24 protein-coding genes and 1 pseudogene are annotated in these 26,446 nt (G+C 60.9%); 18 read left to right on the top strand and 7 right to left on the bottom strand.

The window, feature by feature from the left end:
• The first annotated feature begins 286 nt into the window (after positions 1-286).
• Positions 287-1,444 carry an acyltransferase family protein gene (locus ACWGS9_RS27315; RefSeq protein ID WP_454508165.1) on the top strand — a complete coding sequence of 386 codons (1,158 nt, stop codon included), beginning with the start codon at positions 287-289 and terminating at the stop codon, positions 1,442-1,444.
• A 167-nt stretch (positions 1,445-1,611) separates the two neighbouring features.
• On the opposite strand, the gene ACWGS9_RS27310 is transcribed toward ACWGS9_RS27315, so the two are convergent.
• The 4 genes from ACWGS9_RS27310 to ACWGS9_RS27295 form a co-directional block, all read right to left on the bottom strand.
• Positions 1,612-2,070 carry a hypothetical protein gene (locus tag ACWGS9_RS27310; RefSeq protein ID WP_454508164.1) on the bottom strand — a complete coding sequence of 153 codons (459 nt, stop codon included), beginning with the start codon at positions 2,068-2,070 and terminating at the stop codon, positions 1,612-1,614.
• Entirely contained in the window at positions 1,986-2,669 is a 684-nt protein-coding gene (locus tag ACWGS9_RS27305) for an acyltransferase family protein (RefSeq protein ID WP_454508163.1), read from the bottom strand. The genes ACWGS9_RS27310 and ACWGS9_RS27305 overlap by 85 nt, the downstream gene beginning before the upstream one ends.
• Positions 2,670-2,996: 327 nt before the next feature.
• Positions 2,997-3,314, bottom strand: a complete 318-nt coding sequence (locus ACWGS9_RS27300; protein WP_095769050.1) for a YMGG-like glycine zipper-containing protein — start codon at positions 3,312-3,314, stop codon at positions 2,997-2,999.
• Positions 3,315-3,480: 166 nt separating this feature from the next.
• A complete protein-coding gene (locus ACWGS9_RS27295) occupies positions 3,481-3,741 on the bottom strand; it encodes a type II toxin-antitoxin system HicB family antitoxin (protein ID WP_454508162.1) in 261 nt (86 codons plus the stop codon).
• 64 nt (positions 3,742-3,805) lie between these two features.
• On the opposite strand from ACWGS9_RS27295, the gene ACWGS9_RS27290 reads away from it, so the two are divergent.
• Together ACWGS9_RS27290 and ACWGS9_RS27285 are read left to right on the top strand one after the other, a co-directional pair.
• Positions 3,806-5,371 (top strand): recombinase family protein, encoded by a 1,566-nt coding sequence (locus ACWGS9_RS27290; protein ID WP_454508161.1) that lies wholly within the window; start codon positions 3,806-3,808, stop codon positions 5,369-5,371.
• A gap of 2 nt (positions 5,372-5,373) precedes the next feature.
• Complete coding sequence (locus tag ACWGS9_RS27285) at positions 5,374-6,210, top strand: plasmid partitioning protein RepB C-terminal domain-containing protein (RefSeq protein ID WP_454508160.1); 837 nt, start codon at positions 5,374-5,376, stop codon at positions 6,208-6,210.
• Here ACWGS9_RS27285 and ACWGS9_RS27280 read toward each other — a convergent pair.
• The 3 genes from ACWGS9_RS27280 to ACWGS9_RS27270 all read right to left on the bottom strand — a co-directional run bounded on the left by ACWGS9_RS27280 (position 6,186) and on the right by ACWGS9_RS27270 (position 7,832).
• Positions 6,186-6,617: a hypothetical protein gene (locus ACWGS9_RS27280; protein WP_454508159.1), complete on the bottom strand. Its 432-nt coding sequence runs from the start codon at positions 6,615-6,617 to the stop codon at positions 6,186-6,188. The genes ACWGS9_RS27285 and ACWGS9_RS27280 overlap by 25 nt on opposite strands.
• A gap of 3 nt (positions 6,618-6,620) precedes the next feature.
• Positions 6,621-6,830: a hypothetical protein gene (locus tag ACWGS9_RS27275; RefSeq protein ID WP_454508158.1), complete on the bottom strand. Its 210-nt coding sequence runs from the start codon at positions 6,828-6,830 to the stop codon at positions 6,621-6,623.
• 168 nt (positions 6,831-6,998) lie between these two features.
• Positions 6,999-7,832: an alpha/beta hydrolase gene (locus tag ACWGS9_RS27270; protein WP_454508157.1), complete on the bottom strand. Its 834-nt coding sequence runs from the start codon at positions 7,830-7,832 to the stop codon at positions 6,999-7,001.
• A 515-nt stretch (positions 7,833-8,347) separates the two neighbouring features.
• Here ACWGS9_RS27270 and ACWGS9_RS27265 point away from each other — a divergent pair.
• The 15 genes and pseudogenes from ACWGS9_RS27265 (at position 8,348) to ACWGS9_RS27195 (ending at position 25,970) form a co-directional block, all read left to right on the top strand.
• Positions 8,348-9,277, top strand: a complete 930-nt coding sequence (locus ACWGS9_RS27265) for an MBL fold metallo-hydrolase (RefSeq protein ID WP_454508156.1) — start codon at positions 8,348-8,350, stop codon at positions 9,275-9,277.
• Positions 9,222-9,611: a (2Fe-2S)-binding protein gene (locus tag ACWGS9_RS27260; RefSeq protein WP_454508155.1), complete on the top strand. Its 390-nt coding sequence runs from the start codon at positions 9,222-9,224 to the stop codon at positions 9,609-9,611. Before ACWGS9_RS27265 ends, ACWGS9_RS27260 begins: the two co-directional genes overlap by 56 nt.
• The gene (locus tag ACWGS9_RS27255; RefSeq protein ID WP_454508154.1) at positions 9,608-10,087 is read left to right on the top strand and encodes a VOC family protein; all 480 of its coding nucleotides are present in this window, start codon (positions 9,608-9,610) and stop codon (positions 10,085-10,087) included. The genes ACWGS9_RS27260 and ACWGS9_RS27255 overlap by 4 nt, the downstream gene beginning before the upstream one ends.
• 104 nt (positions 10,088-10,191) lie before the next feature.
• Positions 10,192-11,099, top strand: a pseudogene (locus tag ACWGS9_RS27250) (MBL fold metallo-hydrolase); the annotation flags it as partial.
• Positions 11,100-11,843: 744 nt separating this feature from the next.
• Positions 11,844-12,602 carry an SDR family oxidoreductase gene (locus ACWGS9_RS27245; RefSeq protein WP_454508153.1) on the top strand — a complete coding sequence of 253 codons (759 nt, stop codon included), beginning with the start codon at positions 11,844-11,846 and terminating at the stop codon, positions 12,600-12,602.
• A gap of 487 nt (positions 12,603-13,089) precedes the next feature.
• Positions 13,090-13,926: an alpha/beta fold hydrolase gene (locus ACWGS9_RS27240; RefSeq protein WP_454508168.1), complete on the top strand. Its 837-nt coding sequence runs from the start codon at positions 13,090-13,092 to the stop codon at positions 13,924-13,926.
• A gap of 90 nt (positions 13,927-14,016) precedes the next feature.
• Complete coding sequence (locus tag ACWGS9_RS27235; RefSeq protein ID WP_454508152.1) at positions 14,017-14,427, top strand: cupin domain-containing protein; 411 nt, start codon at positions 14,017-14,019, stop codon at positions 14,425-14,427.
• Positions 14,428-14,464: 37 nt separating this feature from the next.
• Positions 14,465-14,902, top strand: coding sequence for a CBS domain-containing protein (locus ACWGS9_RS27230; protein ID WP_454508151.1), 438 nt, complete (start codon positions 14,465-14,467; stop codon positions 14,900-14,902).
• 749 nt (positions 14,903-15,651) lie between these two features.
• Complete coding sequence (locus tag ACWGS9_RS27225) at positions 15,652-16,887, top strand: HlyD family secretion protein (RefSeq protein WP_454508167.1); 1,236 nt, start codon at positions 15,652-15,654, stop codon at positions 16,885-16,887.
• A 140-nt stretch (positions 16,888-17,027) separates the two neighbouring features.
• Positions 17,028-18,638, top strand: coding sequence for an MDR family MFS transporter (locus tag ACWGS9_RS27220; RefSeq protein ID WP_454508150.1), 1,611 nt, complete (start codon positions 17,028-17,030; stop codon positions 18,636-18,638).
• A gap of 321 nt (positions 18,639-18,959) precedes the next feature.
• The gene (locus tag ACWGS9_RS27215; protein WP_454508149.1) at positions 18,960-22,595 is read left to right on the top strand and encodes a PAS domain-containing protein; all 3,636 of its coding nucleotides are present in this window, start codon (positions 18,960-18,962) and stop codon (positions 22,593-22,595) included.
• The gene (locus ACWGS9_RS27210; protein WP_454508148.1) at positions 22,592-23,248 is read left to right on the top strand and encodes a response regulator transcription factor; all 657 of its coding nucleotides are present in this window, start codon (positions 22,592-22,594) and stop codon (positions 23,246-23,248) included. Before ACWGS9_RS27215 ends, ACWGS9_RS27210 begins: the two co-directional genes overlap by 4 nt.
• A complete protein-coding gene (locus tag ACWGS9_RS27205) occupies positions 23,235-23,624 on the top strand; it encodes a response regulator (RefSeq protein WP_454508147.1) in 390 nt (129 codons plus the stop codon). Before ACWGS9_RS27210 ends, ACWGS9_RS27205 begins: the two co-directional genes overlap by 14 nt.
• Positions 23,614-24,303 (top strand): response regulator transcription factor, encoded by a 690-nt coding sequence (locus ACWGS9_RS27200; RefSeq protein ID WP_454508146.1) that lies wholly within the window; start codon positions 23,614-23,616, stop codon positions 24,301-24,303. The genes ACWGS9_RS27205 and ACWGS9_RS27200 overlap by 11 nt, the downstream gene beginning before the upstream one ends.
• Before the next feature lie 683 nt (positions 24,304-24,986).
• Positions 24,987-25,970 carry an alpha/beta fold hydrolase gene (locus tag ACWGS9_RS27195; protein WP_454508145.1) on the top strand — a complete coding sequence of 328 codons (984 nt, stop codon included), beginning with the start codon at positions 24,987-24,989 and terminating at the stop codon, positions 25,968-25,970.
• Positions 25,971-26,446: the final 476 nt, after the last annotated feature.

The raw sequence follows: 26,446 nt of genomic DNA, 5'->3' as shown, positions 1-26,446 counted from the left end.
CTCGATATCGACGCCCAAGCGGCCATGAAGTATCTCAGGGAAGAGGATGCGGGCTTCTTCGACTGAACCTTTCCTCCAGCCTGCAGACGCGAACCGCTTACGCAGACTATCGCCCGAATGACATGCTTAGGGCCATGCACGAAACAACCAGGTTTGCACCTTAAGACTGCCGGTCCGCTTCCGGCCCTCGAACTGCCACTACGAGCACTTGGGCTCTCGCGCTATGCCGAACCAGGTTGACATTCCCACCCCGGTGACCATGCTGCAATGCAACATGGAGTGTAGCATGAGCCAGTCATCGCGCATCGAATGCCTGGACGGCCTTCGCGCTGCCGCCGCATTGTGGGTGCTGGTCGGCCACTGCCTGCTCCTCACCGGCTGGCATGTTCCGGTGCTTGGCGATCCTGCGCTCGGCGTCGACCTCTTCATCATGCTTTCCGGCTTCCTGATGGTGTTTCACTATCAACTGCGCCAGGACAAGGAGCCCTGGCAAAGGCCTGAGACCTGGCTCAAATTCTGGACGCGGCGTTATTTCCGCATCGCGCCGCTGTTCTACGTCATGCTGTTCTTCGCACTGGCGCTCGGCCCGTATCTTTATGAATCGCGGATGGTCATCGATGCATTCCTGCAGCGCGCGCCGCAGGCGCCCGAGCGCTTCCTCGACAGCGGCCTGAAGAACATTGTAGCCCACCTGACATTCCTGTTCGGCCTTTCCCCGAACCTCGCCTACCGGACGCCGCTGCCCGACTGGAGCCTCGGGCTGGAAATGCAGTTCTACGCGGTCTTCCCCGCGCTCATGCTTTTGGTGCGCCGTTTCGACTGGGTCTGGAGCGCGATAGTCGTGGCGGCGCTCGGCGGCATCGCGGTGATGGTCCTTGGTTGGATGTCGGTCCGTTTCCCGATGCCGTCATTGCTGCCGCTGAAGATACAGGTCTTCCTGTGCGGCATGCTTCTGGCGGGCGTTCTGGGTCAGAGGCAACCGCGGCCGCTGCTGCACCTGGCCCTGGCCATGGCGCTCGCGGCCATCCCCTTCGGCGATGGCTACGGCCTTTCGAAGCTCGTGATACGCGAAGCGCTGGTGCTCGGGTTCTTCGCCCTTGTCCTCTACCGGATGCTGCCGGGCCAGGCGGGCGCCGTGGCGCGAAGGATCGCCGTCGCATTGGGCGGAGGCGTCTTTCATGTGCTCGGCGAACTGTCCTACAGCATCTATCTGATCCACCTTTTGGTTCTGCAACCAGTGGCGGCGTTCGTCATTGCCCGCTATGGCGACGGCCTCAGCGCGCCGCTGCGCTTCGCCATCGTGCTCGCGGTCGTGATGCCCGGGGTTTGTCTCCTGTCCTGGGTCACCTACACGGTCTTCGAAATGCCCGGCCAGAAACTGGGCCGCGCGGTGTTGCGGCGGTTCGCGCGTAAGCCGGCGCTGAAGCCAAGTCCCGCCGAGTAGCATCGGCAACGGTTGCAAATCGTTGGTCCGGCGCATTGTCCGATCGCCGCCGATGCGGCAGGACTAATGCATGTCGCCCAGAAGTGTACGCGGTTCTGGGACAACGACATGCATAAAAACAAGGACTTAAAAGCGCGTCGCCTGAATCCGTTTCAGCGCGACGCGCTTTAGAACTGCGTCACCCCCTCGCGTGCGCGCCGCAGTGAAAGCAGATGCCGCAGCAGCGTCCGGACATTCTTGTCGTAGACATAATGCGCGAACGCCGAGACCGCGATGACGAGAATGGATGTTCCCACGACGAATGGCAGGCCGTGCTGGTTCCACAAGGTTCCAGTGACGGATTCGTCCAGGATGTTCACGATCCTGATCAGCGGCGTGTGAAGCGCATAGATGGCGTAGGAGATATTGCCGGAGAACAGGGCGATCGCGCGCCAGAAGCCCGAGAGCCGCAAGCGGGAAGCCGTGAGAACAAGCCAGGGCCAGACCAGCACTATAATCGCCAGATCGTACAATTGCGCATTTCCGGCGGGACGGAAGATCATCAGTCCCGCGCAAAGCGCCAGCAGGATCGGCATGTAAAGATTGCCGTCCCGGCTGTCCCCGGTCGCATATCGCCGCAGATACACCCCGAGGAAGAAGGAAAAGGCGATCCGGGCGGGAGCCGCGATCGTGCCGTCCCATGGGCGCCGCCGCCCAGGATGACGCCGTCCCAGGCCATCAGCGCCAGCGCCAGGAAACCAAGGCCGAAGATAGCGGCCAGCGAGCGGCGAGCAAGCCTCAGGGCCAGTGCGGCGAAAACCGCGTTGGCGACGAGTTCATAGAAAAGCGACCATGCCGGACCGTTCAGCGGAAAAAGCACATCTGGACCGACTGAAAGCGACGGCGGCGTGGGCAGGAAAAGAAGGGAAAACGCAAGGCTCGCAAGCAAATCCAGCCGCGAATACGAGCCTAGCCCCTGCGTTGCGATGACCGCGCCCACGCCGACCATGGCGACACCGATGGCGGCGAAGTATAACGGGTAAAGCCTGATGATACGGGCCTCTGCGAATTGCCAGAAAGACATCCCTTTTCGGAACTTCTCGTCATAGGCGTGGGCAATCACGAAGCCGCTCAGCAGAAAAAACAGGTCGACGGCAAGAAAGCCTGACGGCGCCAGATCAAGATGCTGCGCCGTAAGCTCGCTGAAATGACCAAGCATCACCAGAACGGCAGCGATGCCTCGCAACCCGTGCAACGCGTCGAAGTGGGTCGTCTCCGGTCTCAGATCCGCTCTCCGGTCATCCTGAACCCGCCAGCCTTACCCAAAGCCATCTACGCATTGATTGTTGCGTTGCACAAGAACCTTTTGCGGTGCACGCGACCGGTATGCGTCCACCAGTGTTCCCTGGCCCTCGTGCAAGGCACAACATGGGCGATTCCCGCGCCCGCCAAGGCCGCTTCTGCTCCAGCACTCGACAGCGTCAGAATCTGAGACCTTGGCGCTGCCCCACCCTTCGGGGCACCTTCTCCCCGTGAACGGTCCGTTCACGGGGAGAAGGAAGAGCCGACACGATCAATAATTGCCGTTGTAGTACCGGTCGTCGCAAGGCGCGGTGTAGATGCGGCCGTAGCGATCCTGGTAGCGGCAGAGCTGCTCGCCGCGGCGCTGCGGCGTGGTGGCCGAGCCGACGACGGCGCCGAGCAGCGCGCCGCTCGCCGCGCCGATGACGGTGCTCTTGGTGTTGCCGCCGATCGCCTGGCCGACCAACGCGCCGCCGGCGCCGCCGATCAGCGCGCCGGTGGTGGCCCGCTGCTGGCCTTCGGTCTGCGTCTCGCAGCCGGCGAGCGCTGCGGTCATGAGCACGGCCAGAATGGCCTTCTTGATGATCATCACTAGAACTCCTCTGAAGCCCCAGGGAAATGACAACAGGTTGAAAACAGGGGCGATTTCGCCCAAGTGCGGGCGCATTGCGGCGGAACGGCGGCGGAGCTCGCTCACGAAGTGAATCACGGTTTCCCGGCAGTTGATCGCCATGGTTGCCAAAGAGGAAAGACGTTCAGCGGGTCCTAAGCGGAACCATGATGGTTGTAAGTTCCCCACGGTCAGCGTTTGCCGCGACCTTCTTAAGGGAAGTAGGATCAGGAACAACGTCGCCGTCGTCGATAAGACCCTCGACGTGGAGGGCAAGAGCCTGTTCGGCTAACTCGCGCACCTCTTCGAGACTTGCGCCGGCCGTGACGACGCCGGGGAAGTCGGGAAAGGATACACCGTAATCGCTGGCGTCCTCTTTGTGGATCAGCCCGACGTACTGGAGCATTCCGTTCTCTTGCCGCGCGGTCATCGACCGCTAGTTTAAAGCACCAGCACGACGGTGCAAGTCGATGGACAAGTTTGCGATGCCCCACAATCCTCCGCCAGCGAGGCGAAGGGTCCGTGCGGCCCAGTATCTGCGCATGTCCACAGACAGGCAGATCTACTCGATCGACAACCAGAGAGATGCGATCCGCAATTATGCGAATGTCATGGGTTACGACATTGTTGCAACCTATGAGGACCCCGGACGAAGTGGCCTCAGCCTTGGGGGGCGCCCAGGCTTGCAGCGGCTATTGGAAGATGTGGAAAGCCGGCGAGCCGATTACGAAACCGTCGTGGTCTATGACGTCAGCCGTTGGGGGCGCTTCCAGAATACAGATGAAAGCGCCTCTTATGAATACCGGTGCCAGATAGCTGGAGTGCGGATCGAGTTCTGCGCCGAGCTATTCGTCAACGATGGGAGCATCGGGTCCGACGTGTTGAAGGCCATCAAGCGCAGCATGGCTGCGGAGTACAGCCGCTTGCTGTCGAACAGGGTCTTTGCCGGTCAAAGCCGCATAATCAAACTGGGTTTCAGCGGCGGCGGCCCGGCCGGCTACGGCTACAGGCGCGTTCTTGTTGACGGCTCGGGAAATCCCAAGGCAATGCTTCATCGCAATGAGCGAAAAGGCCTGGCCAGTGACCGCGTCATTCTCGTCCCGGGGCCTGAGAATGAGGTCTCGACCGTCCGGTGGATGTTCAATCAATTCGTGAAAAAGGGAAAAACGGAAGCCGAAATTGCGGCTGCCTTAAACGCACGCGGCCTGGTCACGGAATTCGGCCGACCATGGACCAAGGCGTGCGTAGGCACGATACTGGCCAGCGAGAAATATATCGGCAACAGTGTTTGGAACCGGATATCCCATAGGCTTCTGCAAAACCGGGTAAGAAATCCGCCAAGCGCATTTGTTCGCGTCGACAACGTCATCGAGCCGCTCGTAACCCGGGCGCTGTTCGATCGTGCGCAAGCTATCAGGCGAGCGCGCGCTTACCTCAAACCCAATGAGGAGTTGCTGGCCGATCTGACCAAGCTCCTGAAAGAGCGGGGGAAGCTGTCGAGCCCAATTATTGACGCCGCCCCGGGCTGTCACTCAGCCAGCATCTACGGACACCGATTTGGAAGCATGAAGGCCGCCTACCAGTTGATCGGATACGACGCATCGGCGAACTTTCGGAAACTCGATGTCAGCAACCGGCTAATTCAGATCCGGCAGCAAACGATCGAGGACTTGATGTCGAACATTGGCAAGGGCGGTGGCTCGGCACTTTACGATCCCAAAACAAAGCTTATTCGTGTCAATGAAGAATTCTCCGTCGCGATATGGATCGCGCGCTATCGGATTGTCGTCACCGGTTTTCCACGCTGGATATTCTGGAACCGGGGTATCGTTGGCCCCGACGTGACGATCTTGATCCGAATGGAGCCTGATCATCAAACTGTTCATGACTTCCTGATTGCGCCCGCTCATGAAGCGCAGTCTGCCCTTCGCATGCTCAAGGCAGACAATGGCGTGCGCCTTGATACCTTCCTCTTCGCTTCGCTTGATCCAGTGGTTGAGATGGCGAGACGAGAACCGATTTCGGCAATTCCGTGAAAATGACCAACGCCGAGCTTCGTCGCTTCGTCGAGAACAACCGGCATGCCATTCGTCTGACTGACAATTTGCAGGCGCCGCTGAATCCATTGCGTGGCCGGGCATTCTTGCGGACCTACAAGCGCCAGTTCGATCGTATGCAGGATTTCATCAGAGAAGCCGACGCAGCGCGGCATCAACTCGAAAGCGTCGTCAATGCCACCGGTCAGATCCTACCCAACGCTGCCTTTCGCGCCTTGCTGCAGACGCATGATCTCGGAACGATGCCTTCGATCTTGACGCGAGGTTCGCCAGCCGGCGGACCGAATTGCCGTTCTGAGGAACAGCAAGGCCCGTTGTGCTTCACAGCCGAGCCGCAGCTTGTCGGCGGTGTCTGTCTCGAGGTTCTCTACCTTCTGAACGATTTTGGCGCCCCCTTGAAGATTTTCCCCTTGTTGCGAGAGGTTGTGCCGAGCCGCCAAGTTGAAATCGTGCGGCTCATGATAGCGTTGGACCGCGTGCAATTTCGAGTGGTGAAAGTCTTGATCGCGCTCACACCACGATCGCAGCTCACCGATCCCTTTGCTCGCCGAAAGCAATATGAGGGCATCTCCTCGTCGCAATTGGCTGCCATGGAAACCGACCTGGCCAAGGTCAGCCATGAATATCTGAGCTTCGCCAGCACCCATGGCGCAACAGTGCTCAACCTAATTGCCGTTACGAGTTATTTTGACAGATTGTTGAACAACCCGAAGTTAGTGCGGTTTGTAGCGCGCAATTTTGTCGGGCACCTTGAGGTTTATCAGAAATTGCTCGACTTTCGCGAAAGTCGATTTCAGAAACGTGCACCGACCGTTTGAACGAGCGAGCGGGGATCACTCAGCTTCAAAACGGTCGAATCGGATCGAGCGCCATCGCTCGGCCGCGAAGGTGCCAACCAGCGACTGAAGTTCGCCGGCTTCTTCGTTGATGCCGATCGTGCGTAGCGCTCGCCGCTGTTCCATTTCATGTCCGTGACGGTGAAGCTGCGCTCCGGTGTCTCCTTCCAGAATTCGTACTTGGAATCGTCAGCATTCTTCAGCGTCGCCGCGGTTGACTTCAAGCTCGCAAGGTCAAGCTTGCGCACCGTTTGGTCGGACGTGACTGCTACAATCGCAGGCGTCTTATCCGCTCCGACGCTTACTGCCAGGTACACCTCGCCAGAGTCAGGCCGCGCTGCCATGTCTTCAACCGTGAGCTTGCCCGGGCCGAGCGAGTTGGACAGCAACTGCTACAAGTTCATGATGTTGAAGGTACCTTCGCCCTTCCTCGGCACAGGTGCCGGCAATGTCAGCGCAAGCACCTGGGCGCCTTTCCAGTCGGCTACAAATAGAATGTTGTCCGGCCCGAATGCGAGCCTCGATACGGACTTGATGTCCGCTGCAAAGGCTGCAGTAGATGCCATAGCTACCGCGACGGCGACTAGTATTTTCGCAAGCATCTCAAAACTCCTATCGCAGTTCCAGGTGGCGTTGCCGCTCAAATCGATTGGCGACGAGGCAGTGACCTTTTCAACCGAGTTAGTGCCGCCGCCGTGCCGCTCGAACGAGAGTTAGACAGTCATAGCGCCGGACGCCTGAGACAACTCGTGGGGGCAGCCTCGCGCTGATCAAGAACTGCCGACCTTGAAGGCGACTGGACCGCCAGTAGCCAAAGAACCTTTGGGCGCGGGGCCGTTCTTCACAGCCCAGTCGAGCGCGAAGTCGGCGACTTCCTCCCAGCCCGGCTGAATACAGGTCCAGTGGGCGCGGTTAGGATAGATCATGAGCTCGGTGTTCGACGGCGCCTGCTTCTGCTTCTCGAACATTGCCTTGGTCATCTTAGCCTCGGCAATGAGGTCGATGCCACCGCCAATGAGGAGCAAAGGCGCGCGATTAGGGTTGTTCCAGCGGATCTTGCCTGCGGCCGAAACCAGGCCGTCCCAATAGATTTTCCCGGGCGTGGGGACAATGTAGCGGTCATACATGGCATCGATCTGCCCCGGCTGTACGACCTGCGCGAAGCGGTCGCTGAAGAACCTGCGCGACATGGTCATGACGCGCCGCCAGCTTCCCCAGGAAAAGAACACGGGGAAGGTCGACTTGATGGTCTGCCACCCGACCAGCACGCCAGAAGTCGGCGCCGGGTCGATGACGACGCCGGCCAGGCCGAGGCCGCGATCAAGCAGGTGCTGTGTAACGGTGCCGCCGAACGAGTGCCCGATCAGGATTGGCGGCTCGGGCAGGTCACGGATTAGGCGATCGTAGTGATTGATGAGCTCGTTGATCCCGACTTTGGCGAGAGCGGGGTTGGGGGACGCACGGAGCTCGGCCGGAGAACGGTCGTCGAGCGGCCACGACGGAGCGATAACCGTGTAGCCCCTGGCTTCGTAGCGGGCCTTGAAGCCTTCCCAGCAGCGGGCGTTCAGCCAGGCGCCATGAATTAGCATGATGGTCTTGGACATTGGTCGCTCCGTTGGTTCTGCCTGATAGCCGTGAGGCGTCCGTTGCGTAGCGCCATCACTAATTATGCCGACCTGTCTGTCGGTGCCACACGCCCGTGCTTCACATCTGCCCGATCGACCAGCGTGCCGACCGGAGTCATGTGGTGAACGCTATGCCGAGAGCGCGCGTGCAGTCGACTGCATCAAGGCCGTGAACGACAGATACCGCAGTATAGGATTGATCGTGATCTTACGCGCCGGGTGTACCAGCGACATGCAAGAGGCACAGCCGTTATTCCCTGACCGAAGCGGCGCGTTCCGACGTTTGCGGGAGGATCACCCGTGCTTGCAACGGGTCTGCCATGGACCTTCGAATTGCCTGACCGATACTTCCGTTTGATGGTCGCGCACGCCACGGCGCCGCAATCTCTTCTGCAGACGCCGGGTGGCCGTCCTTGGAGGCACTTGCCAATCCACGGGGCCAGCGGCCGAGGCGGCCGATAGGGCCGTGGGAAGGCGATCAACAGGAGACAGACATGAACGCAAAAATGAGCCTGGACGACATTTCACACTCCGGCCGATCGAGCCCCGACGAACTGGTTCCGTCGCGCTACGCACTTAAGGTCGGCGAGATTGATGTGCTGATTGTCAGCGATGGAATCCTACCAATTCCATCCCCGACTATCGCATACAACGTCGACCCGGCCGTCCGCGCAGCCTGGCTGGAAGACGAGTTCCTGTCGCCGGAGATGCTCGAGTGGCCACTGAACGTGGTCGTGGTGCGCAGCGGCGGCCAGACCATACTCGTCGACGCCGGCCTCGGGGCGGACCCGGACTTGCACTTGCCGCGGGCAGGGCAGTTGATCCATCGACTGGAGGCCGCTGGTATCGATCTTGCGTCAGTGACCGACGTGGTGCTGACCCACATGCACATGGACCACATTGGCGGGCTGCTGATCGGCGGAGTGAAGGAGCAACTGCGTCCGGACCTTCGTATTCACGTGGCAGCCGCTGAGCTCGAGTTTTGGAAGTCGCCCGATTTCTCCCGCGTCTCCATGCCGGAGGGGTTCCCGGACGCGCTTCGGCGGGCAGCCAAGCGGTTCGCGAACGAGTACCGCAGCCAGCTGCGTCCGTTCGATCAGGAATACGAGGTGGCGCCGGGGGTAGTCGTCCGTCGTACCGGCGGCCACACCCCCGGGCACAGCGTGGTTCGCCTGGCGTCCGGCGACGACCGGCTGACGTTCGCCGGGGACCTCGTGTTCCAAGTCGGATTCGACCATCCCGACTGGTACAACGGCTTCGAGCACGACCCCGAGGAGGCGGCACGCGTCCGCGTCAGTCTTATGCGGGAGCTCGCGGCGAACCGCGAGCCGCTGGTGGCCACCCACTTGCCGTTCCCGTCGATCTGCCATGTGGCGGTGGACGGCGACGCGTTTCGCTGCGTACCGGCTGTCTGGGACTACTGATCGCTTGTCGGGTGAGGATCGAACCAGCCTAGAAAAGGTCGTCGTCGGGAACCATCGCACCATGATCATCTGTTCATGCAATGTGTTGAGCGATCAGGATGTCCGCTCCGTCGTCGAAGCGGGGCGGACACGCTCAATCAGTCAGGTCTATGGTTGTCTCGGCTGCAGCCCCAAGTGCGGCCGTTGTGTGCGGATCATCCGCCGCCTCATGGAGGAGGCGGTCGGTGGCAAGTGTGCGGCATCCTGCAACGGCTGCGCGCGGTCCTCCCAACCCTGCTCGGCCGTCGCCGACCGGTCTTCTGGGAGTAACGCTACCAAAATGGAGCAACCATGACAGACCCCGCCCCCCGCATCGACTTCGCCAACCTGCCCGCGCCAACCGAGGGCATTCTGGTGACATTGTTCATCGCAGTGCGCAAGGTCGCCCGGTCCCGGGACTTCTACTCGCGCGTCCTGGGGGGCACCGTCGTCCTGGACGAGAACCCGTGCATGGTCAAGCTGTCCAATTCGTGGATCATCATGAACCCCGGCGGGCCGCCCACCGACGACAAGCCGGGCATCTCAGTGGTCGACTACCAGCCCGGCAACACCGCCTCGATCTTCCTGAACTTGCGGGTCGCTGACATCCAGGCCTGCTACGAGGAATGGAAGGCAAGGGGGGCGGAGTTTGTCACGCCGCCCATCGATCGTGGAGCGGAGATCCGCTGCTACATGCGTGACCCGGACGGCTACCTCATCGAGGTCGGCCAGTCCACCGGCCTGCCGCACGGCAAGCTCGCCGTGAAGCGCCCGGAGGACCTCTCTGGCTGAACTCTGTCATCGGCCGGCAACTCCGGCCGGTGACCCACCATCCGCTAACCTGGCGCGCTTACGACAAGCCCATGAACAGCAAGATGACGAAAGGAGCACAGACAATGACAGTGATCACGAAAATGGACGGCATTCGGCCGGGACCCGACGAGCTGGTTCCGTCGCGCTATGCCGTGCGGGTCGGCGACATTGACGTGTTGGTGATCAGCGATGGTGTGGTAACGCCGCCATCCGAGTCAATGGCCACCAACGCCGACCCGGCCGTCCGGGGGGCCTGGCCGGATGACAGGTTCCTGTCGCGGGACGCGTTCGATTGGGCGCTGAACGCGGTCGTGGTGCGCAGCGGTGGCCAAACCATCCTCATCGAAAGCGGAATAGGAGGGGAGGTCCCGGACTTCCCGCGGGCCGGGCAGTTTGGACATCGACTGGCGGCCGCCGGCGTCGATCTCGCGGCCGTGACCGACGTGGTGCTGACCCACATGCACTTTGATCACGTCGGCGGGCTGCTCGTCGACGGGGTGAAAGGAACAGCTTCGCCCGGACCTGCGGATTCACTTGGCCGCCGCCGAGGCCAAGTTCTGGGAGGCGCCCGATTTTCTCGCGCACCGCCATGGGGCCGATGCTCTCGGACGTGGCTCGCCGGGCTGCCAAGCACTTCCTGAACGAGTACCACGGCCAACTGCGGCCGTTCGAGGCTGAGTACGACGTGGCACCCGGGGTGGTCGTCCAACGCACCGGCGGCCACACCCCCGGGCACAGCGTGGTCCGCATGACGTCCGGCGGTGAGCGGCTGATGTTCGCCGGCGACGCGATTTTCCCGGTCTCGTTCGACCACCCCGAATGGCACAACGGTTTCGAACACGACCCCGAGGAGGCGACCCGTGTTCGGCTCCGTGTGATGCGGGAGCTGGCGGAGACCGGCGCGTGGCTGGTGTCCACGCACATGCCGTTCCCGTCCGTCGGCCGCGTGGCGGCCGTCGGCAACCTCTTCCGTTGGGTGCCGTCCTGGTGGACTACTGACCCGCCCGCTGGGTTAGGGCCGAACGAGCCGCGATACGATTGCCGTCGAGAACAATCGCGCCATGATCATCTGGTCATGCAATGTGTTAGTGATCAGGATGTCCGCTCCGTCGTCGAGGCGGAGCGGGCGCGCTCGATCAGTCAGGTGTATGGCTGTCTCGGCTGCAGGCCCAGGTGCGGCCCTTGCGTGCATCGTCGCCTCGAGCGGCTAGGGCTCGCGGCTTTGACGACATGGATCACGGGCGCTGTCGCACTGCAAAGTGTGCGCGGGTTCGATTCGATTGGGCGCCACCGCCTTTCCCCACGCTCGGGAAGTGTTGGGCGTGATGACCTGTCTCGCTCCGGCAAGAAGCTGTGGGGAACGGGAAAGTCTGACCCGAAGCAGACGCACGTTTTACACGACGCGAACGGCAGCTTTGCGCCCCATCCTGGTCGAGGAGTTTTGGCGTTGGCCGAAAGCTGCCTTCCGCCGGCCTAGCTGCTGAATGGGGTCTTCCGATCACTCCTGACCGCATGTCGGCTTGGCTAGCACTCAGACGGTGTCTCCTTGCTGACTAGGGTCCCCAATCTACGGATGCATCTATCCTAGACCTTGGCATCGCATGACAGATGCTTCCGTTCGATAGTCTGGGCCTGCAGCTCCGGTGCATCGTCTGGAGCGAAGACAGCTGATGCCCACTAGGCCATTGGCTCGATCAGACAAATCAACCCTGAAACACGAACGAGGAGGTTCGTTATGAAGATCGTGGTCATTGGTGGTACCGGGCTGATCGGCTCGAAAACAGTCGAGCGGCTGCGCAGGAAGGGACATGAAGTATTTGCCGCGTCTCCGAACGGCGGTGTCAACACGATTACCGGCGAAGGCCTCGCCGAAGTGCTCACCGGAGCGCAGACCGTCATCGACCTGGCGAATTCGCCTTCCTTCGAGGACAAGGCCGTTCTGGAGTTCTTCGAGACCTCCGGCCGGAACTTGCTCGCGGCAGAAAAGGTGGCGGGCGTGAAGCACCACATCGCACTTTCGATCGTGGGGGCTGAGCGTCTGCCCGACAGCGGCTATATGCGCGCCAAAGTGGCCCAGGAAAAGCTTATCCGAGGCTCCGGCATCCCTTACACCATCGTCCACTCGACGCAGTTTTTCGAGTTTCTGGGCGGGATCGCCCAGTCAGGAACGGTTGGGGACACCACAACAGTTTCCAGTGCCTATTTTCAGCCAATCGCGTCTGAGGACGTCGCGGACATCATGACCGATGTTGCGCTCTCGCCGCCGGTCAATGGTGTGATCGAGATCGCAGGCCCGGAGCCGAGCCGCATGAGCGAGCTGGTCGCGCGGTTTCTGAAGGCAACGAACGATCCGCGCAAAGTAACCGCGGATCCCCAAGCGCGATATTTTGGCACGGAGCTGAACGACCGCTCGCTCGTGCCAGGCGACCATCCACGCATCGGTGCAACGCGCTTCGAAGACTGGTTCAGCCACGCCTCGCTCCAGCGGCACTGATGTGCGGCACGCATGTCCTCGATGTTGCGATATTCAAATTAGCGCGAAGCAGCACAACATGCTGACAAATAAGAAAGAAGAAAATCAGATGACATACCACGTGATAGAGCAAGCGATCACAAACGGACTTACTGGTTTTTACGTCTACAACGACGAAAAGTACATCGCCGGGCCGTGGATCGAGGGCTGGGAGGCTGAGCATTACATCGAAACGCTGGCTGAAGGGCGCTATATGGCAAAAGCCGACCGAGCGACCGTCATGCGGGGCCGCAGAAGTAACGGCAAACTTGTACTGCGCGATAGGGGCGAGCATCAATCCCATGATGCCGGCGACTTCGAACACGATCTTGGTCATCGCGCGTCGCGCCGCGATGTCTTGTTGGGCGCCGTCCCCACCTCGGTTGCGGCCTGTCTTGTCCGAGCCACACCCGCTCGGGCGAAGCACCAAAACCTTCCATCTTCCGAGGCAAATTGGGGAGCAACGAGCATGGGCACGATCACCACCCGTGACGGTACGGAAATCTACTACAAGGACTGGGGCTCCAAGGATGCCCAGCCGATCGTATTCCACCACGGGTGGCCTCTGAGCGGCGACGATTGGGATGCGCAGATGCTCTATTTTCTCGGCCAGGGCTACCGCGTTATCGCCCATGACCGGCGCGGCCATGGCCGATCGGCGCAGGTGAGCGAAGGTCACGACATGGACCACTACGCCGCTGATGCCGCCGCCGTGTTCGAACATCTCGACCTGAAAAATGCCGTTCATGTCGGTCACTCCACCGGTGGCGGCGAAGCTGCTCACTATGTCGCGCGGCATGGTCAGCGCCGGGGTCGCGTCGCCAAGCTCGTGCTGATCGGTGCCGTGCCGCCGATCATGGTGAAGACCCCTGCCAACCCTGGCGGCCTGCCAACCGAAGTTTTTGACGGCTTGCGTAAGGCGCTCGCTGACAATCGGGCTCAGTTCTATCTCGATTTCTCGGGTGGTCCTTTTTACGGGTTCAACCGGCCGGGCACGAAGCCAATTTCGGGTGTAATTCAAAACTGGTGGCGGCAGGCGATGATGGGCAGCGCCAAGGCACAATATCAAGGCATCAAGGCCTTTTCAGAGACCGACTTCACCGACGATCTAAAGACCATCAATGTGCCGACGCTCGTGATGCATGGCGACGACGACCAGATTGTTCCCATCGCCGACTCGGCACTGCTCTCAGCCAAGATCCTGAAAAACGGGACACTCAAGGTTTACGAGAAATTCCCGCATGGCATGTGCACGACCCACGCCGACACAGTGAACCCGGACCTTCTTGCCTTCATCAGGTCATAGGCTCGCGCCGCGTCCCCCCGGCAAGAGCCCGGTCGCCGGCCGCCCCTCCCATCGGCCGGCGATCCCCCTTCACAAACAGGAGCCAAGACAATGATCAGAACGACCCTCTTCATCGCTGCCGTCGCAGCTATCTCCGCAACCAGCGCCCTGGCCGACGATACGCACGGCGCCAAGGCCACGCTGGTCTACGACCAGCCGCTGCCCAACGTGCCAGGCAAGAGCATCAAGGGCGTGCTCGTCGAATACGGGCCTGGCGGAAGTTCCCAGGCGCATACTCACGCTAAATCGGCTTTCATCTATGCCACGGTTCTCGAAGGAGCAGTCAATACTCAGGTCAACTACGGTCCGGTGAAGACATATCGCGCCGGCGAAAATTTTTCTGAGTTTCCGGGTGATCATCACACCTTCGAGGAGAATGCCAGCAAGACGGAACCCGCGCGCATGCTTGCCGTATTCGTTGTCGATACGAACGACACCAACCTGACGACATTCGAAAAGTGAGCTCGACGGAAAGAAGGCGATCTCTCGGAGGACGTTCATGCAAATCGAACAACTCAACGCGATGACGAAGGCTCGCCTGTTGGTGATCAACGCTGATGCGGCGGTGCAAGCCGCCGCATTGTCGCTTTCGAAGCCCGGTATTGGCCTTGTCGTTGTGTGTGACGACAATGGAGCGGCGGCAGGCGTTCTAAGCAAATCTGACCTTATCCGCCACCTCACCAGCCCGGGATCGCCGGCGCCGCTGGCCTCGGCCCTCATGACCAGCCCAATCGTGTCATGCGGTCCGCAGGATGATCTCCACACCGTCTACCAGGCCATGGCTTCGCAAAGCCTGCAAAACCTCCCCGTGCTCGATGTCGGCGCAAAGCCTCTCGGCATATTGGACATACGCGATGCGATGAGAGCTCTTTTCCGTGAAGAAGAGGTGGAGGAGCAAATGCTCTTCAATTACGTCACGGGCGTTGGATACCGGTAGATAGTCTCTGTAACGGGGTACTGCCGCGGCGCGACCACGACCTTGCCGGGCTAGGCGTTAGCGCGCGTGATGATCATGTCCAAGCTCCCGATCTCAAAGCTTTCTTTAGGATTGCGATCCGCCAGCTTCAAATTAACCGCTCTGGCTATTGCCGCTCCGGCAATCATGAGTTCGTCCGCACACACCGGCGATCTGCAAGCGCAATGGAACCGGGCACCGCTGAAGCCATCGGCACTGGATCCGTCGCGCCTCGATTTCCGATCTCTGGGGCGCATGCATCCTGCACCTTTGCAGAGGGTCTCAGATACTCCCGTAGAATAGTTTCGCATGACGGGGCGGGGCATTCTGCTCTCTGTACTGACTACGAAGCTTTGATGGAGGAAAGCAATGTGCAGTGTCATTGGAATGCCGTCGCACCGGGCCTGCCTGGCCGTGCCAGCCTTCATTGGCCGTGCCATCGTTGCGATGTCGGAATTCATCCAACTGCCATCTGCGGCGCGCGACTTCATCTCACCGCTCTACCGGCCCGAGCTTCTCTACATCAGGCGCGCGGCACCGGTCTGCGCGCGTCGCGCAACCGGTGTTGTATCGAGGCAGGTGCCTCTAAGGTTGAGGTCCGAGTCTAGGGGAGCGGGAGGCAGTTGGGGAGTATCGCCCGTCCAACGGCAGCTCTCGCGGAAAACGCCATGAACGACAGGACGAACGAGATGTCCGAAATGTCCCCAACCGACTTCGGAGACGGAACCGAGATGGTCTTGTCGGGGAAGCAGCCGGCGGCCTTCGTCGAGCGACCGGCGAGTCCCTCCGTCGAACAGCCCGACTCGCTGCCGGTTCGCGGGGAGGTTACTCCCGGTGGTGTCGTTGCGCCCGTACCGAGGCGCCGCTTTAAGCGCGTGGCTCTCGCGACTACACTTCTGGCCAGCATAATTGGCGGCGGTTATTGGGGTCACGGTTACTGGACCACGGGCCAGTACCTGGAGTCGACTGACGACGCCTATTTGAAGGCCGACTACACGACTGTGGCCCCAAAGATTTCGGGCTACATCGCCGCCGTGCTGGTGCGTGACAACCAGATGGTCGAGGCTGGGCAGGTTCTCGCCCGCATCGACGACCGCGACTTCCGTGCCGCGCTTGCCCAGGCGTATGCCGAGGTCAAGGCCGCCGAGGCGGCCGTCCGTAACCTCGACGCACAGATTGCGCTCCAGCATTCGCTAATCGAGCAGGCAAAGGCGACGGTCGCCGCAACGCAGGCCTCGCTGACGTTCGCCAGCGCCGACGCTGATCGATACACGACGTTGGCAAAGAGCGGCACTGGCACTGCCCAGAAAGCCCAAGCAAGCCGCGCCCAAGCCGACCAGCTCGTCGCCGGCCTGCAGCGCGACGAGGCTTCCGTGGCTGCAGCGCAAGCCAAGATAGATGTGCTCGCCACCGAGCGCGACAGTGCCGTGGCCCAAAAGGACCGTGCCGAAGCAGCCGCCGAGCAGGCCCGGCTGAACCTTTCCTACGCTACGATCACGGCACCGGTGGACGGAACGGTCGGCGCGCGCACGCTTAGGGTCGGGCAGTATGTGGGATCAGGCACGCAACTGATGGCTGTCGTGCCGATGGACGCGGTCTACGTCGTCGCCAACTTCAAAGAGACGCAGCTCGCCCATGTCCGCGACGGTCAGCCGGTGCGCGTTACCGTCGACGGCTTACCGAGTGTCCAACTGAAGGGGCACGTCGACAGCCTGTCGCCGGCGAGCGGCCTGGAGTTCGCGCTGCTGCCGCCCGACAACGCAACAGGCAACTTCACCAAGATCGTGCAACGCATCCCAGTGAGGATCGCCATAGATAATCATGAGTTCGGCGGGCTGCTCAGGCCCGGCATGTCCGTCGAGCCGACCATCGACACCAAGGCGACCGTGCTGGCTGAAGCAGGCATGTTCGCCCAGGCCGACAAATTCCCCCGGAACACGGAGGCTGCCGAGGATGGCGTCCGGTAGAAAGCGCCGAGCGTCAAATCAAGCCGAGCTTGCCAGAAACGCCAATCCGACGGTGCGGACTGACAGCCTTTCCACCGTTCGCGCGACGATCGACACGGGCTGTCAGGCCCATTCTTCCATGCGCTCGAGGAGCCGCAACCATGACCGCCGCCGTCTCTTCGCTCGCAACTTCGGCTCGCGCCCAGAGCGCTGCCGGGACAGCTGGTGCCGCTAATTCGGGACGGGTTTGGGTGGCGGTGGTCGGCTCTGCCCTCGGCGCATTCATGGCCGTGCTCAACATCCAGATCGTCAATGCTTCGCTTGCCGACATCCAGGGGGCGATTGGCGCCGGCATCGACGACGGGGGCTGGATCTCGACGTCCTACCTCATTGCCGAGATTGTGGTGATCCCGTTAACCGGTTGGTTGTCCCAGGTCTTCTCACTGCGCAACTATCTGATCACCAATGCCGTGCTGTTCCTCGCGTTCTCGGTCGCCTGCGCCTTCGCCGCCAACCTAGGTCAGATGATCGTTCTAAGAGCGATCCAGGGTTTCACTGGCGGCGTGCTCATCCCGCTCGCCTTCACCATCGTCATCACACTGCTGCCGAAAGCCAAGCAGCCGATCGGCCTGGCGCTGTTCGCGCTGTCGGCTACGTTCGCGCCGGCGATCGGCCCGACCATCGGCGGCTATCTCACTGAAAACTGGGGCTGGCAGTACATCTTCTACGTCAACCTGGTGCCCGGGGCACTGATGGTCGGCATGCTGTGGTTCTCGCTCGACCGCCAGCCGATGCAGCTTGGCCTGCTCGCCAAGGGCGACTGGTCGGGCATCGCCACAATGGCCCTCGGGCTCGCCGCGCTACAGACCGTGCTCGAGGAGGGCAACAAGGACGACTGGTTTGGCTCGCCCTTTATCGCGCGGCTGGCGATCGTCGCAGCAGTGTCGTTGACCCTGTTCGTCTGGATCGAGCTAACATCGAACCACCCGCTGCTGAATCTCAGGCTGCTGGCCCGCCGCAACTTCGGCTTCGGCATCCTCGCCAACTTCCTGCTCGGCATCGCGCTCTACGGCTCGGTCTTCATCGTACCTGTCTATCTCGCCCGCATTCAGGGCTACAACGCCGAGCAGATCGGCATGGTGCTTGCGTGGACCGGCCTGCCGCAACTCGTCCTGATCCCGCTTGTGCCTGGCCTCATGCAGCGCTTCGACATTCGTCTCCTCATCGCGGTCGGCTTTGCGCTGTTTGCCACCTCCAACTTCATGAACATCCACATGAGCGGATCATATGCCAGCGACCAGCTGTTCTGGCCGAATATCGTGCGCGCCATCGGCCAGGCCCTTATATTGGCGCCGCTCTCGGCGATCGCCACGTCAGGTATTGAGACGGAAAATGCCGGCTCGGCCTCGGCCCTTTTCAATATGACCCGCAACCTCGGTGGCGCCGTCGGCATCGCGCTGCTGCAAACCTTCCTCACCAAGCGCGAGCAGTACCATTCGAACGTGCTGGTACAATCGGTGTCCCTGCTCCAGGAGGCAACCCGCGTGCGCCTCGCGCGCCTCACCGCCTACTTCCTCTCGCATGGCATCAACGACCAGGCACTCGCCGCACAAAAAGCGATTCTTGCGATCGCGCTGAGGGTCCGCCAGCAGGCCTACGTCATGGCCTTCAATGACACCTTCTTCCTGCTTGGCGTTAGCTTGGCGATCGCTTTGGCGGCGGTCCTGCTGCTGAAGAAGCCCGGCCACGTAACAGCCGGCGGTGCCCACTGACACAGTGTGATCGACGAGATGGACTGAAGCCCAAACGCGTGAGCATTCAGGAAAAGTCTCCGTTCTTATCTTGGATCCAGTCTGCGATTATCGTGGTAAGGTAAGGGGAATTCGCGCTCCTGCCAGTAGGGAGCGATGGACGCTATGAAACAGCCTTCGCTGGTTCGTGCCCCAGGGCCAGTAGCGCGCAATGCATGGATTTCCATAGGATGCGCCTTTGGTATGGTGGCACTAGGATGCTGTGTGAATTCGCGCGCCCAGGTAGGTGCTACGCCAAGCGCTGACGGTCCTCACGCCGTCCTTGTCAGGCAGGAGAAGCCGATGATGCGCGCCTGGTCGCACCGTCCAAAATTCTTACATTTGGGGCTTTTTTTCGCGGCTTATGTCTTGGGCTGCGGTTTTGCTCAGCTGCTCGCAATCGTACCTGGAACAGGCATTTCCGTTTGGCCCCCGGGCGGGCTTTTCATTGCCACGCTTGTTGTTGCCTCAAGGCGCAGCTGGCCATGGTGGGTTCTGTCCGGCTGCCTGGCTGAAATGTTCAGCAATTACCTTTGGTTCCACAGTCCGCCGGCCGCGGCCTTGCTGATATATGTCGGCAACGCTCTTGAGGCGGCAACTGGCGCCTGGCTCGTGAACCGGACCAGCAAGCGGCCGGGGGAACTGGAAACCCTCCAGGAAGTACTTGCGTTCGTCGTGCTTGCCGCTGGAATTGCGCCGGTCGTAAGCGCGACGGTGGGGAGCGCCACACTTGCTTGGTTTGGCATGCAATCGCAAACCTTCACGGGGGCTTGGCCCTTATGGTGGATCGGAGACGCCACGGGGGTTCTGATCGTAGCGCCGCTGGCGCTGGTTGTGGTCCAGAACTGGCGAGCCAAGGCCCACCTCTCGGCCACGCGATGGATGGAAGTTTGCGTCCTGGGGCTGATCTTTCTGGGTGTCGCCGCACTTTCCTTGAGTGGTTACTTGCCTTTCGCCTACATCATCATGCCGCCTCTTCTTTGGGCCGCGGTGCGCTTTGAGTTCAAGGGCGCTGCTGTCGCCTTGATCCTCCTTGCTCTGATCACAGCGGTATTCACAGCATTTGGCGCTGGCGAATTTGCCGGCGATCCCGAGGCCCTGAAGCACAACCAGATTATGCTGCAGCTTTTCCTGGGGATCTCCGCATTTTCAGCACTCATCGTGGCCGCCATATCCCGACAGCATCAGCTGGCACTGCTCACATTGCGTGAAAGCGTGGAGGCGCTGCGCGACCGTGAGCAAGAACTCTCGCTGCTCGTGGACATGGTTCCGAGCCATGTTTGGCGACTGACGCCCGAAGGCGAACCGACCTTCTTCAACAAGCGAATGGTCGATTTCCTCGGCCTGAATGTCGCCGATTTGGACAAGCCTGGGATGAGCAGGCTCGAAGCGGTTATGGAGACAGTCCATCCAGACGACGCAGCAGGGTTCGGCGGTTCGCTCCATCGCTGCCTCGACACTGGCGAGAGCTTTGTGATGCGCTATCGCCTGCGTCGCGCCGACGGCGTCTACCATTGGATGTCGAGCCGGGCGGAGCCAATGCGGGACCAGGTCGGGCGCATCGTCCAGTGGTACGGTCTGTGCCATGACATAGACGATCAAGTGAACGCCGAGGAAGCGCTCCGACGAAGCGAGCGGCAGCTCCAGGAGATGGTCGACGCCGTGCCGGTCCGGATCTGGAGCGCAATGCCTACGGGCGGGCAGGTCTGTTTCAACAAGCGATACGTCGATCATTTCCGCAACGTCATCGCGAATTTCGAAACTCTTGAAGAACCGCGCATCGAAAATCTGCTGCAAGAACTGGTTCATCCCGACGATAGTCCCGAGGTGGAGCGCACATTACAGCATTGTTTCGAAACTGGCGGCTCGTCCGCCATGCGGTTTCGTTGGCGCGAGAAAGACGGCGCCTATCGCTGGGCAGAATGCAGGGTAGCGCCTCGGCGCGACGAAGTCGGAGCGGTTGCGCAATGGTATGGTGTTTCTCTCGACATCGATGATGAGGTGCGCGCGCAAGAGGCGTTGCGCGATCGGGAGCGCGAACTCTCGCAGCTCGTGGACATGGTCCCGGTCCAGATCAGGCGTATGACACCCGACGGCGAGCCGACATTCTTTAACAAGCGCTTGCTGGACTTTTTCGGCCTGGACGACATAGCGGCTTTGGACAAGCCGGGCATGAGCCGGCTGGCTGCAATCATAGGGACCCTCGTCCATCCCGATGATGCAGGTACCCTGCTGGACACAGCCCGCCACTCCTTCGCCACAGGCGAGCCCTTCTCCCTGAAATATCGCATGCGCCGCGCCGACGGTGTGTATCGCTGGGTTGATGGCCGCGGGGAACCGCTGCGAGATCAAAGCGAAGCGATTGTGCAATGGTACGTGGTTTCCATCGACATCGACGATGAGATGCGCGCACAGGAAGCGTTGCGCGACCGTGAGCGGGAGCTCTCGCAACTCGTGAATATGGTTCCGAGCCTGCTCTGGCGGTTGAGTTCGGAGGGGGAGCCGACTTTCTTCAACAAGCGCCTGATAAATTTTCTCGGCCTGGACACAGCAGATGCAGACAAGCCGGGCATGAGCCGGCTGGCGGCCTTCATGGAAACCGCGGTCCATCCTGATGATGCGGCCAGCCTTGAAGAAGCGCTCAACCATTCCTTCGTCACCGGCGAGCGCTTCACCAAGAAGTATCGCCTGCGGCGTTGGGATGGCGTCTACCGCTGGGTCGAAGGAACGGCAGAGCCGTTGCGGGATGAGGGTGGGCGCATCGTCCAGTGGTACGGCCTGTCGCATGACATTGACGATCAACTGCGCGTCGAGGAAGCGCTGCACGAGAGAGAGCGCTCTCTCTGGCAGCTCGTTGAAACGCTACCGGCAATGATCGATTGCGCCGCGCCGGATGGCGAGCCGAGATATCGCAGCCAGCAGCTCCGCGAATTCCTCGGATACCACCTTGAAGAATTGGACGGAACTGGAAAGTCACGGTTGGCCGGTACACTCGATGCGGGCGTTCATCCCGATGACCTGGCGGGTGTCAAAGACAGATATGCCCATTCGTTGTCCACCGGTGAGCCCTATGCGCGAAAGCACCGGCTAAGGCGTTTCGACGGCGAATATCGTTGGGTTGAGACGCGCGCGGCGCCGATGCGCAACGCCGAAGGTGCCATCGTGCAGTGGAACGTGATCTGCCTGGACATCGATAGCGAGGTTCGGGCGCAGGACGAGCTTCGGGTAGCGCGAGAGAGCCTTGCCCGTGCGAGCCAGGCGGCGAGCCTTGCCGAACTCTCGGCTTCGATCGCGCATGAGGTCAATCAACCCTTGGCGGCCGTGGTGGCCAACTCACACGCGTGCCAGCGTTGGCTCATGGCGGAACCGCCAAACATCGAGCGGGCGCAGAAAACGGTGGAGCGCATCATCCGCGACGCAAATGCCGCCGCCGAGGTCGTTAGCCGCATCCGCGCCCTGTTCAAGTCATCCACAGCGACGAGGAGCTCTATGGCGCTCGATGGCGTCATAGCCGAAGCGCTGGATCTTATGGCCGACGAGGCGGCGCGGCATCGTGTCCGCATCGATACGGAAATCGAAAGGGATCTTCCGCCCGTGGTGCTCGACCGTATTCAGATTCAGCAGGTGTTGATCAATCTGATGCGCAACGGTACCGAAGCGATGGATTCCATAGGGGATGGCAGAATTCTGGGCCTGCGTGTGCGCCGGATGGCGGATGCGATCCAAACCGAGATCAGCGATCGCGGGTGGGGCGTCGAGTTCCCCGACAAGATCTTCGAGCCTTTTTTTTCGACGAAGGAACATGGGATGGGCATGGGCTTGGCGATTTGCAGATCAATCGTCGAGTCGCACGGCGGGCGGCTGTCGGTGGAGAAGAACGAGCCGCACGGCGCGAAGTTCATCTTCACCTTGCCGGTTGAAGCGAAAGTGGCGGCATGATGACGGATGACCATATCGTCTTGATCGTGGACGACGATGCGCGTATCCGGGAGGCGCTCGTAGAGTTGCTGGCTTCTCACGGCATGCGTGCCGTCGCGTTCGGATCGGCCGGCGATTATGTCGACGCTGATAAGCCGAACGTCCCAGCCTGCCTGGTCCTCGATGTCGAGTTACCGGATATCAACGGCCTCGATCTGCAGGGGCAGATCTCGGAAAGGGATCATCCACCGATCGTTTTCATAACTGGCCATGGCGACATCCCGTCCTCGGTGCGTGCGATCAAGCACGGCGCGGTGGACTTCCTGACCAAGCCTTTCAGTGATGCCGACCTCATGGCTGCAATCCATGCGGCGATCACCCTGGATCGGGAATTCAGATCGGAGCGTGCTGAACTTGGCGTGTTGAAGCAGCGCTATCTGGAACTCACGCCACGCGAACGCGAGGTGCTGCCGCTGGTGGTGAGTGGCCTGCTCAACAAGCAGGCCGCCGCCGAGCTGGGGATCAGCGAGGTCACTTTGCAAATTCATAGAAGGAACGTCATGCAGAAGATGATGGCGGCGTCCCTAGCCGATCTCGTGCGTATCGCGGAGCGACTGGAAATACCGATAACCCACTCGCGCCGAGCGGGAGGGAGTGAGCGTGAGCAAGCATAAACTTGTAGTGGCGGTTGTCGACGACGATCCAAGACTCCTCGAGTCAATGGAGGAACTTTTTGAGTCCGCCGGCTATGTGGCCCGCAGTTTCTCATCGGCGCGACAATTGTTGATCAGCGGGCTGTCAGGGCTGGACGTGCTCATCACCGACATCGGGATGCCTGGCATGGATGGCTTTGAACTTCGTGACCTGGTGAGGAGGGCGCGTCCGGAACTGCCGGTTTTCCTGATCACAGGGCGCCACGAGATAGCCGATCAGGACCGCGCGCAGGGCATCAGCGGATTCTTCCGCAAGCCCTTCGATGCCCACGCCTTGCTTGCGGTCGTCGGCGAGACTTTGCGCAACCATGATACGGAGGACGGACATGAGAGTTGACCAGTCGCTCTTACGGAGATCGGCGCCGTCAGTGCAGCGGAAAGATGAAGCGGAGCAGCCACTCGTCATTATTGTCGATGACGATGCATCTGTTCGGGAGGCGTTGTCGGAATTGATCCTGTCTGCGGGTTTCCAGCCGGTCTGCTTTGCCTCGACCCGCGAATTGCTTGACGCCGATGTGTTGGACAGTCCAGGCTGCCTGATCGTCGACGTGCGGATGCCAGGAGCGAGCGGTCTCGATTTGCAGCGTCATCTGGCGAAAAGCGGAAACCCTAAACCCATCGTCTTTCTGAGCGGGCATGGCGACATTCCAATGACTGTCCAGGCAATGAAGGCCGGCGCCGTGGACTTTCTCACCAAGCCGGTGCGCGACCAAACATTGCTTGACGCTCTGATCGCGGGCATTGCGATGGATGCTGCGCGGCGGGCGCAAGCGGTTGTAGTCAAGCGCAACATCGAGCACGTCGGGACCCTGACGCCACGCGAGCGCGAGGTACTGCGCGAAGTCGCCCGCGGGCGGCTCAATAAGCAGATCGCGTTCGACCTCGGCATCAGTGAAGTGACGGTCAAGCTGCATCGCGGCAATGTCATGCGCAAGATGGAGGCCGCTTCCATCGGCGAGTTGATCCGGGCATGGGAAACACTGCCCGCGCCGATGCGCGAAGATAGCGCGACCTAGACCCTGGCATTAGCCTATCCATGCCGCGGTCCAATAGGATTGCCCTGCGCCGCGGACCATTCTTCGTGAAAAAGCTGCGGCCATCGCCAGTTCAGCGGTGCGTCGGCTCACGACCTTCGCCAGGTCCCCAAATTTTCAGAAAGCAGCATATAAGACGTCTGCGTTGAGCAGGAACATGGGATCCACTCTAGTCTAGTGGCCCAACACCTGTCTCGCCCCAGGCTGGGAAATCGAGCAATGGACTTCGATCCTGCATTCATCTCGCGACTTGAATTCGCTTGGGTCATCGGCTGGCAGCGTCTCGCTGCCGGCCATTCCCGGGGGACTGGCCGCGTTCATCGCGGCGCTGGAAGGTCCCTGCTCAATCTGCTCCATGGCACCGCTGTCAGGCTTGGTCAGCAAGAACGGCAGGTTGTGCGATACCGAGCACCGTAGCCCTAGTCTACTCACCGCGAAGGCCTCCGGACATCTTGGCATGCCTGTCCTGCACCTTGGCATGGCACGAGAGATGCTTCCGTAGAATAGGTTCGCGGCCCGGATCGGCGCATCCTCCTCGCAAGCCATCACGACTGTCGAGTCTCGATCGCTCCTTCGCCCGCCCTCCCGAGTGCGGCTGCGCAGGTCGACCTGATGATCGTGATGGTGAGCCGGACCTTCAATGCCACACATCACGGATGGATACGATGACTAAAGATGGACTTTTCTCCGTTCGCGGATCCCGCCGCGATGTCTTGTTGGCCGGCCTGATCGCCACAGTTGCGGCGGGACTGCCTGTTGCTGCTGCGGCTCGGACTACCCGAAAGCAAAGCCATCCCACCTCTCAATCAAACAAAGGTACCAAGACGATGAGCACCATCACAACCAAGGACGGCACCGAAATCTACTACAAGGACTGGGGCAAGGGACCGGTCATCACATTCTCACATGGATGGCCGCTGAGTTCCGATGCTTGGGACGGCCAGATGCTCTTCCTCGCGCAGAACGGCTTCCGAGTCGTGGCGCACGACCGGCGCGGCCATGGCCGGTCCAGCCAAGCCTCGTCTGGCAATGACATGAACGGCTATGCCGACGATCTCGCGGCGGTAATCGAGGCCCTGGACCTTCAGGACGCGACGCTGGTTGGACATTCCACTGGGGGAGGCGAGGTCGCTCGTTATATTGGACGGCACGGGACCACGCGGGTCGCCAAGGCCGTTCTTATCGCCGCTGTTCCGCCGATCATGGTGAAGACGCCGGCGAACCCTGAGGGTTTGCCGATCGAGGCATTCGACAGCATACGGGCCGGCCTCGTCAAGGACCGCTCGCAGTACTACCGGGACCTGGCACCGTTGTTTTATGGCGCAAACAGGCCCGGTGCCAAGGTTTCCCAAGGGACTCTGGACCAGTTCTGGCTCTGGAGTATGCAGGCGGGTCTCTTGAACGCCTACGAGAGCGTCAAGGCGTTCTCGGAGACCGACTTCACCGAGGATCTGAAGAAATTCGACGTGCCGACCCTGGTCTTGCACGGCGAGGACGACCAGATCGTTCCCGTCAAGGACTCGGCGGTCAAGTCGGCCCGGTTGATCAAAGGCGCAAAGGATATCTACTACCCCGGGGCGCCGCATGGCATCACCGCTACGCACCAGGATCAGGTCAACGCTGACCTGCTCGCTTTCATCAAAGGATAGCGTTCTTTCAATCACGAACTCGGGTCGTCGGTGACTCCCTGGAGGCGACAATGACCATTTTTGGCAACCTTTCGCGCACATTGAATCGCATGTCGGGCGGCCCGCAAGGCCAAACGTTGTGCGCTCGCATTGCTGAACGACAGCCCGATTGCTGGTTCTGTCGGCTTATGTCTCGGATTGTAGAACCGAACCACTGCGCCATCGAACTGGCGAACTGGGTCAGGCTCGGGAGACCGACTGAGGCGGAATGGCGGATGGACGATCAATGGAGCCACAACCGCTAAGGCATGAAATTCCTGGCCGAATAGGCGGCCTGTGCATACGCGCAACCCGTCAGCGAGCTAGCAGCCAATCCTCATTTGAGGGGCCATGGGCGGCCCGGCGACGTGCCAGCATCCTATGCCTAGGCATAGGATAACCAGTGCCCAGGACTCTATAGACCCCGACCGACCGGCAGTAGTACCGTCTGGGCGGTA

The sequence above is a fragment of the Mesorhizobium sp. Arg314 genome (assembly GCF_053714275.1).
Note: the sequence above shows the minus strand (reverse complement) of the source record. Positions and strands in the feature narration are given on the sequence as shown.